This window comes from Microbacterium sp., assembly GCF_035554235.1.
Taxonomy (GTDB): domain Bacteria; phylum Actinomycetota; class Actinomycetes; order Actinomycetales; family Microbacteriaceae; genus Microbacterium.
Window position 1 is genome coordinate 1 of sequence record NZ_DATMIO010000182.1, and the last position, 6888, is coordinate 6888.

The window sequence follows — 6888 nt, forward strand, 5'->3', positions numbered from 1 at the left end:
CGAGAAGTACGGCTCCGTCGTGCGCATGGTCGACATCGGCGGACCGTGGTCGCGCGAGCTCTGCGCCGGAACGCACGTGTCATCGAGCGCCGAGATCGGGCTCATCAGCCTCGTCGGTGAATCGTCGGTCGGGGCATCCAACCGCCGCGTCGAGGCGCTCGTGGGGCAGGACGCCTTCCGCGAACTGGCCGCGGAACGCGCCATCGTCTCGCAGCTGTCGTCTGCCCTGAAGACCCCGCGCGACCAGCTGCCCGACCGGATCGCCGAGCTCGCCGCGAACCTGAAGGCCGCCGAGAAGAAGATCGCGGCGTTCGAGGCGCGCGCGCTGACGGAACGCGTGCCCGCGCTCGCCGCACTGGCCGCGCCCATCGGGACGTTCCAGGTGGTCGCCGATCAGATCGGCGCCGCGGGGTCGCAGGATGACCTCCGCTCGCTCGTCACCTCGGTGCGCGACCGCCTCGGCCAGGCGCCTGCCGTCGTGGCCCTCGGCGGCGAGATCGGCGGTCGCCCCGTCGTGATCGTCGCCACGAACGACGCCGCTCGCCAGGCCGGAGCGAAAGCGGGCGTGCTCGCGAAGGCGGCCGCCGCGGCACTCGGCGGAGGAGGCGGGGGCCGCGACGACATCGCCCAGGGCGGCGGGGCGGATGCCGCAGCACTGCCGACCGCGATCGCCGCGGTGCGGGACGCACTGGGGGCGACCGCGGCGTGACAGGGTTCCGCCGGGGCGTGCGCCTGGGCATCGATGTCGGCAAGGCCCGCATCGGCGTCGCCCGCAGCGACCCCGACGGCATGCTCGCCACGCCGGTCGAGACCGTCCCACGGGCAAGTGGCGACCCGATCGCGCGTATCATCGCGCTCGCCGGTGAGCACGGCGCCGTCGAGCTCGTCGTGGGCCTGCCGCTGAACCTACGCGGTGAGGAGACCCTTTCGACGATCGATGCGAAGGAGTTCGCGGGGGCGCTGGCCGCGGCATCCGACACGCCCGTACGCATGGTCGACGAGCGGCTCAGCACGGTGAGCGCCAACTCGGCACTGCGCGATGCGGGCCGTTCGCAGCGATCTTCTCGTAGCATTGTGGACCAAGTAGCCGCCGTCGTGCTGCTCCAGCACGCCATCGACACCGAGAAGTCGACGGGAAGATCCCCCGGTCTGCCCGTACCGCCCAGCCAGGAGCCAGCCTGACCATGCCCGATCCATCGTCAACGTCCGACGATCCGTTCTCCGATCTGTACGGGAAGCTTCCTGACCCGAAGGCCCGCGCAGACGATTCCGCCGCGCCCGCACCGACGACATCGCCCGTGCCGCTCTCGCGACGCGCGGCACGGGAAGCGGCGACCGGCCCCAGCCCGGCGCAGGTGACCCCCGCCCCCGCCCCCGCCACCGTGCCCCCTTCACCGACGGCGGCCGTGCCGGTCGTCGTCCCGAGCCCCAGGGCGGAAGCGCGCGCCTCGACGACCGTCGCCGAGCCGACCATCGACCACCTCTTCAGCGCCGACTCGCACGCCGAGCACACGGTCCCGCCCGCCGCGAAGCGGCGCAAGCGGCGCCGCGGGTGCCTGGTCGCCCTCGTCATCCTGGCGCTGATCTTCGGGGGCATCGCCGCCGCCGGCATCTGGGTCTGGAACACGTACGAATCCAACATCCGCTCGGTGATGGGCTGGGAAGAGCCGAAGGACTACGCCGAGGGACTTGCGACCGGCGAGGCCCTCGTCACCATCAACTCGGGCGACGGCGGCGAGGCCATCTCGCAGTCGCTGTACGAAGCCGGCGTCACCAAGACGCCCGACGCCTTCTACGCGATGCTGATCACTCAGCCCACGCAGCCGATCTTCTATCCGGGCGTGTACCGCCTGCAGCAGAAGATGACGTCCGCGGCCGCCCTCGTCGCCCTCGAGGATCCGGCCAACAAGCTGGAGAACTCCGCCGTCCTGCCCGAAGGACTCACGCTCGATCAGACCCTGGAGGAGCTCGCATCGAGCCTCGCCATGCCGATCGAGGACTTCCAGGCCGCCGTGGCCGACCCCGCCGCCTACGGCGTCGCCGCCTCGAGCCTGGAGGGCTGGCTCTTCCCCGCGATGTACACGTTCGACCCGGGCGTGACCGCTCCGCAGATCATCCAGACGATGGTCGACCGCGCGGTGTCATCGCTGGATGCCGCGGGCGTGGCCGTCGAGCAGCGTCAGGACATCCTTACCCGTGCCTCGATCATTCAGCGCGAAGCGCGGCTCGAGGAGGACTTCTACAAGGTCTCGCGCGTCATCCAGAACCGTCTCGACATCGGCATGCAGCTGCAGATGGACTCGACGTCCCAGTACGGCTACGGCGAACTGCACGACGGCACGGTGAGCACGTCGGGAGAGGCACAGTACGACGACAACCCGTGGAACACGTATGTGATCCCGGGGCTGCCGGTCGGCCCGATCTCGAACCCCGGAGACGTCGCGATCGACGCCGCCATGCACCCGGCCGACGGCCCGTGGCTGTTCTTCGTGACCTGGAACCTCGACACCGGCGAGACGATCTTCACCTCGACGGATGCCGAGCACGAAGCGGCCAAGGAGAAGTGGGCGCAGTGGTGCGAGGAGAACCCGGACGGCGGGTGCTGACGCGGACTGCGCTGGCGGTCTGGGGCGACCCGATCGAGCACAGCCGCTCACCCGCCCTGCACCACGCGGCCTATCGCGCTCTGGGACTGGACTGGGAGTACGGGCGCCGCCGGGTGGGTGCGGAGGAGTTCGACGATGCGCTCGCGGGTCTCGATGCGCGCTGGCGGGGCATCTCGTGCACGATGCCCCTCAAAGAGCGGGCCTTCGCCGCGTCCACCGTGCGCGATCGGCGAGCCGAGGCGACCGGTGCCGTCAACACGCTGCTGCTGGGTGCTGCGGGCGGACCGCGTGGATGGAACACGGATGTCGGCGGCGTCGTGCGCACCCTTGCCGAGGAGGGCGTCGAGAACGTCGGTCGCGCACGGATCGTGGGCGCCGGGGCGACCGCCGCGTCCGCGGTCGTCGCGCTGCACGAGCTCGGAGCAGGGCTGATCGAGGTCGTCGCACGCCGGCCCGAGCGCGCACTCCCGCTGATCCGGCTCGGCGAGAGCCTGGGCGTGTCTGTCATCGTGGCGCCCCTGGACTCGCGGGAACGCGAGAACCGCGTCGATGTCACCGTTGCCACGCTGCCGAGCGGCACCGAGCTCGACCCCGACGTCGCCTCCGCGCTCGCGGAGCGCGGGGGAGTGCTGCTCGATGCGGCCTACGCTCCGTGGCCGAGCACCCTCGCCGCTGCCTGGAACGCGCACGGCGGCGCGGCACTGTCGGGTCTCGGGATGCTGCTGCACCAGGCCCTGCTGCAGGTGCGGATCTTCGTGAACGGCGACGTCGATGCCGTGCTCGCCGACGAGGCGGACGTGCTCGCCGCGATGCGCTCGGCACTCGTGGGAGACTAGACGAATGCTCCGCGTGCTCACGGCCGGCGAATCGCACGGCCCGGAACTCGTCGCCATCATGGAGGGCCTTCCCTCCGGCGTCCCCATCTCTGCCGACGCCGTGCGCGCCGACCTCGCCCGTCGAAAGCTCGGCTACGGCCGGGGCTCGCGCATGAAGTTCGAGGAGGACGAGCTCTCGTTCTCCGGCGGCGTGCTGCACGGCTTCAGCATCGGCAGCCCGATCGCCCTGCGCATCGGCAACACCGAATGGCCGAAGTGGACCGAGGTGATGAGCCCCGAGCCCGTCGAACTGACCGAGAAGTCGCGCGGTCGCGGAGCGCCGCTGACGCGGCCGCGCCCCGGGCACGCCGATCTGGTCGGCATGCAGAAGTACGCGTTCGATGAGGCGCGCCCGATCCTCGAGCGCGCGAGCGCACGGGAGACCGCCGCTCGCGTCGCACTCGGCGCCATCGCCCGCAGCTTCCTGGCCGAGCTGGGCATCACGCTCGTCAGCCACACGCTCTCGATCGGTCCGGTGCGCACCCCCGAGGGCGCCGCGCTGCCGACACCCGACGACGTCGGTGCGCTCGACGCCGATCTGCTGCGGTGCTTCGACGCCGAGACGTCCGCGCGCATGGTCGCGGAGGTCGATGCCGCCCGCAAGGACGGCGACACGCTCGGCGGCATCGTGGAGGTGCTCGCCTATGGCCTGCCGCCCGGGCTCGGGTCGCACGTGCACTGGGATCGCCGACTCGACGGCAAGCTGGCCCAGGCGCTGATGAGCATCCAGGCGATCAAGGGCGTCGAGGTCGGCGACGGGTTCCTGACGACGACCCGCCGGGGGTCTGCGGCCCACGACGAGCTGTTCGCGACCGACGCCGGGATCGGTCGTTCGACCGACCGCGCCGGCGGCATCGAGGGCGGCATGTCGACCGGCACGGTGCTCCGCGTCCGAGCGGGGATGAAGCCGATTGCGACGGTTCCGCACGCCCTGCGCACCGTTGACATCGCCACGGGCGACACCGCGTCTGCGCACCACCAGCGCTCCGACGTGTGCGCGGTTCCGGCCGCCGGCGTCGTCGCCGAGGCCATGGTCGCCATCGTGCTCGCAGAGGTCGCGCTCGAGAAGTTCGGCGGCGACTCGGTGGCCGAGACGCGACGCAACCTCGATACGTACCTCGCGAACATCCCGGACGCGCTTCGCACGCTCGCCGGCAGCGACGCCGCCCTCGCCGAGGCATGACCGGCGACAGCCGCGCCATCGTGCTCATCGGCCCGATGGGGGCCGGAAAGTCGAGCGTGGGTCGACGCGTGGCCAAGGCGCTCCGGGTGGGCTTCTTCGACACGGACGTGGCGATCATCAAGGCGCACGGCCCCATCCCGGATCTCTTCCGTTCGCACGGTGAGCCGCACTTCCGCGCCCTCGAGCGCCAGGCCGTGATCGATGGCCTCGCGACGGGCGGCGTCGTCGCACTCGGCGGAGGAGCGGTGCTCGACCCCGCGACGCGCGCGGATCTCGCTCGGCACCGCGTCGTGCTGCTCACCGTCGCGCCTCGGGTCGTCGCGGCACGGCTGCGCGACACGTCGCGGCCCCTCCTGCAGGGCGAGGACCCGATGGCGACGTGGACCCGCATCAGCGAGGAGCGCGCGCCGCTCTACGCCGAAGTGGCCGATGTGACCTTCGACACGTCCACGGGTCCGCTGAGCGAGGTGACCCGCGCGATCGTCGCGTGGGCGGCAGAAGTGGGTACACATGAGTGACACGACGACGATCTCGGTGACCACCGGCACCGGCTACGACATCACGGTCGGACACGGCATCCTGTCGACCCTCGGCGACGCGCTGCCGCCGGCGGCGCGCAAGGTGCTCGTCATCCATCCGCCGACCCTCGCCGCGCAAGCAGAGGCGCTGCGCGTCGCGCTCGGCGGCGACCGGGAGGTGCTCCTCGCGGAGATCCCGGATGCCGAGGCGGGCAAGCGCATCGAGGTCGCGGCCTTCTGCTGGCAAGTGCTCGGCAAGGCCGACTTCACGCGCACCGACGTGGTCGTGGGCTTCGGCGGTGGAGCGGCCACCGACCTCGCGGGGTTCGTCGCCGCGACCTGGCTGCGCGGCGTCGCGGTCGTGCAGGTGCCGACCACCGTCCTGGGCATGGTCGATGCGGCCGTCGGGGGCAAGACGGGCGTGAACACCGCCGAGGGGAAGAACCTCGTCGGATCGTTCTGGGCGCCGCACGCCGTGCTCTGCGACCTCGACCTGCTCGCAACGCTGTCGCGCAACGAGACCGTCGCCGGGTTCGCCGAGGTCGTCAAGGCCGGCTTCATCTGGTACCCCGAGATCCTCGACCTCATCGAGGCCGATCCCGCGCGCGCGACCGACGTCACCTCCGCGGAGTTCCGCCGAGCCATCGAGCTCGCGATCGACATGAAGGCCCGGGTCGTGAGCAACGACTTCCGCGAGGCGGGGCTGCGCGAAGTGCTCAACTACGGTCACACCCTGGGCCACGCGATCGAGCACGCGGAGCGATACCGCTGGCGCCACGGCGCCGCGATCTCGGTCGGGATGGTCTTCGCCGCGGAGCTGTCGCGCCTGGCCGGACGCCTCTCGGATGCTGCCGCGCAGCGTCACCACGACATCCTCGACTCGCTCGGCCTGCCGACGACGTACGGCGCCGGCCGCTGGCCGACGCTGCTGGCGACGATGCAGCGCGACAAGAAGAGCCGCGGCGGGATGCTGCGCTTCATCGTGCTCGACGACATCGCCAAGCCGACGGTGCTCCAGGCGCCCGACGAGTCGCTCCTGTTCGCCGCGTACCAGGAGGTGAGCGGCTGATGGGTGCGGCGGAGGAAGAATCCACCGCTGGTATCGTGCGAGCGTGACGACTCCCCGACGCCTGCTCCTGGTCAACGGACCGAACCTGAACCTGCTCGGCACGCGGGAGCCCGAGGTGTACGGCACCGACACGCTCGCGGATGTCGAGGCCCTCGTCGCACGCACCGCGGGCGAGTACGGCTACGAGGTGACGGCGATGCAGAGCAACCACGAGGGCGTGCTGATCGACGCCATCCATGCGGCACGCGAGACGTGTTCGGGCATCGTCATCAACCCGGGCGGGCTGACGCACACGTCGGTCGTGCTCCGCGACGCCCTTTCGGGCGTCGCGCTCCCCGTCGCCGAGGTGCACATCTCCGACGTGTACAAGCGTGAGGAATTCCGCCACCACTCGTACGTCCGCGACGTCGCGGCCGTCCACGTCGTCGGCGAGGGCGTGCCCGGGTATGCGACCGCCGTGCGCCTGCTCGTCGACGTCATCGCGGGCCGCGCCGAGGGCTGAACCCTGGGGGCGCGCGGCCGACCCGGTAGACTCGATGGTCGGCGCGCTTCGACACGCCCAGCGCCTCTGCCGTCGACGGCAGATGGCCGCACGACTTCACAGAACGGAATTCCCGGACCAATGGCATCGACCGCA

General features: G+C 71.3%; 8 protein-coding genes. All 8 read left to right on the forward strand.

The genetic code is table 11. The features are described from left to right. Positions 1–709: DHHA1 domain-containing protein (locus tag VNT50_RS09465; protein WP_325484868.1), on the forward strand; the 709-nt coding region annotated here is incomplete at its 5' end. Beyond that, positions 706–1182 (forward strand): Holliday junction resolvase RuvX, encoded by a 477-nt coding sequence (gene ruvX / locus VNT50_RS09470; protein ID WP_325484869.1) that lies wholly within the window; start codon positions 706–708, stop codon positions 1180–1182. The genes VNT50_RS09465 and ruvX, both read left to right, overlap by 4 nt. A gap of 2 nt (positions 1183–1184) precedes the next feature. Continuing rightward, positions 1185–2606: an endolytic transglycosylase MltG gene (gene mltG / locus VNT50_RS09475; RefSeq protein WP_325484870.1), complete on the forward strand. Its 1422-nt coding sequence runs from the start codon at positions 1185–1187 to the stop codon at positions 2604–2606. Further along, positions 2600–3442 carry a shikimate dehydrogenase gene (locus tag VNT50_RS09480; protein WP_325484871.1) on the forward strand — a complete coding sequence of 281 codons (843 nt, stop codon included), beginning with the start codon at positions 2600–2602 and terminating at the stop codon, positions 3440–3442. The genes mltG and VNT50_RS09480 overlap by 7 nt, the downstream gene beginning before the upstream one ends. A gap of 4 nt (positions 3443–3446) precedes the next feature. Further along, positions 3447–4664 (forward strand): chorismate synthase, encoded by a 1218-nt coding sequence (gene aroC, locus VNT50_RS09485; protein ID WP_325484872.1) that lies wholly within the window; start codon positions 3447–3449, stop codon positions 4662–4664. Beyond that, on the forward strand, positions 4661–5182 hold the full coding sequence (locus VNT50_RS09490) for a shikimate kinase (protein ID WP_325484873.1): 522 nt from the start codon (positions 4661–4663) through the stop codon (positions 5180–5182). The genes aroC and VNT50_RS09490 overlap by 4 nt, the downstream gene beginning before the upstream one ends. Next, positions 5175–6251 carry a 3-dehydroquinate synthase gene (gene aroB, locus VNT50_RS09495; RefSeq protein WP_325484874.1) on the forward strand — a complete coding sequence of 359 codons (1077 nt, stop codon included), beginning with the start codon at positions 5175–5177 and terminating at the stop codon, positions 6249–6251. Before VNT50_RS09490 ends, aroB begins: the two co-directional genes overlap by 8 nt. A 43-nt stretch (positions 6252–6294) precedes the next feature. Next, the gene (gene aroQ, locus VNT50_RS09500; protein WP_325484875.1) at positions 6295–6753 is read left to right on the forward strand and encodes a type II 3-dehydroquinate dehydratase; all 459 of its coding nucleotides are present in this window, start codon (positions 6295–6297) and stop codon (positions 6751–6753) included. The last annotated feature ends 135 nt before the right edge of the window (positions 6754–6888 follow it).

Coding starts and splice junctions, on each gene's coding strand:
- aroC (WP_325484872.1), top strand. CDS start 3,447: ATGCTCCGCGTGCTCACGGCCGGCGAATCGCACGGCCCGGAACTCGTC.
- VNT50_RS09490 (WP_325484873.1), top strand. CDS start 4,661: ATGACCGGCGACAGCCGCGCCATCGTGCTCATCGGCCCGATGGGGGCC.
- aroB (WP_325484874.1), top strand. CDS start 5,175: ATGAGTGACACGACGACGATCTCGGTGACCACCGGCACCGGCTACGAC.
- mltG (WP_325484870.1), top strand. CDS start 1,185: ATGCCCGATCCATCGTCAACGTCCGACGATCCGTTCTCCGATCTGTAC.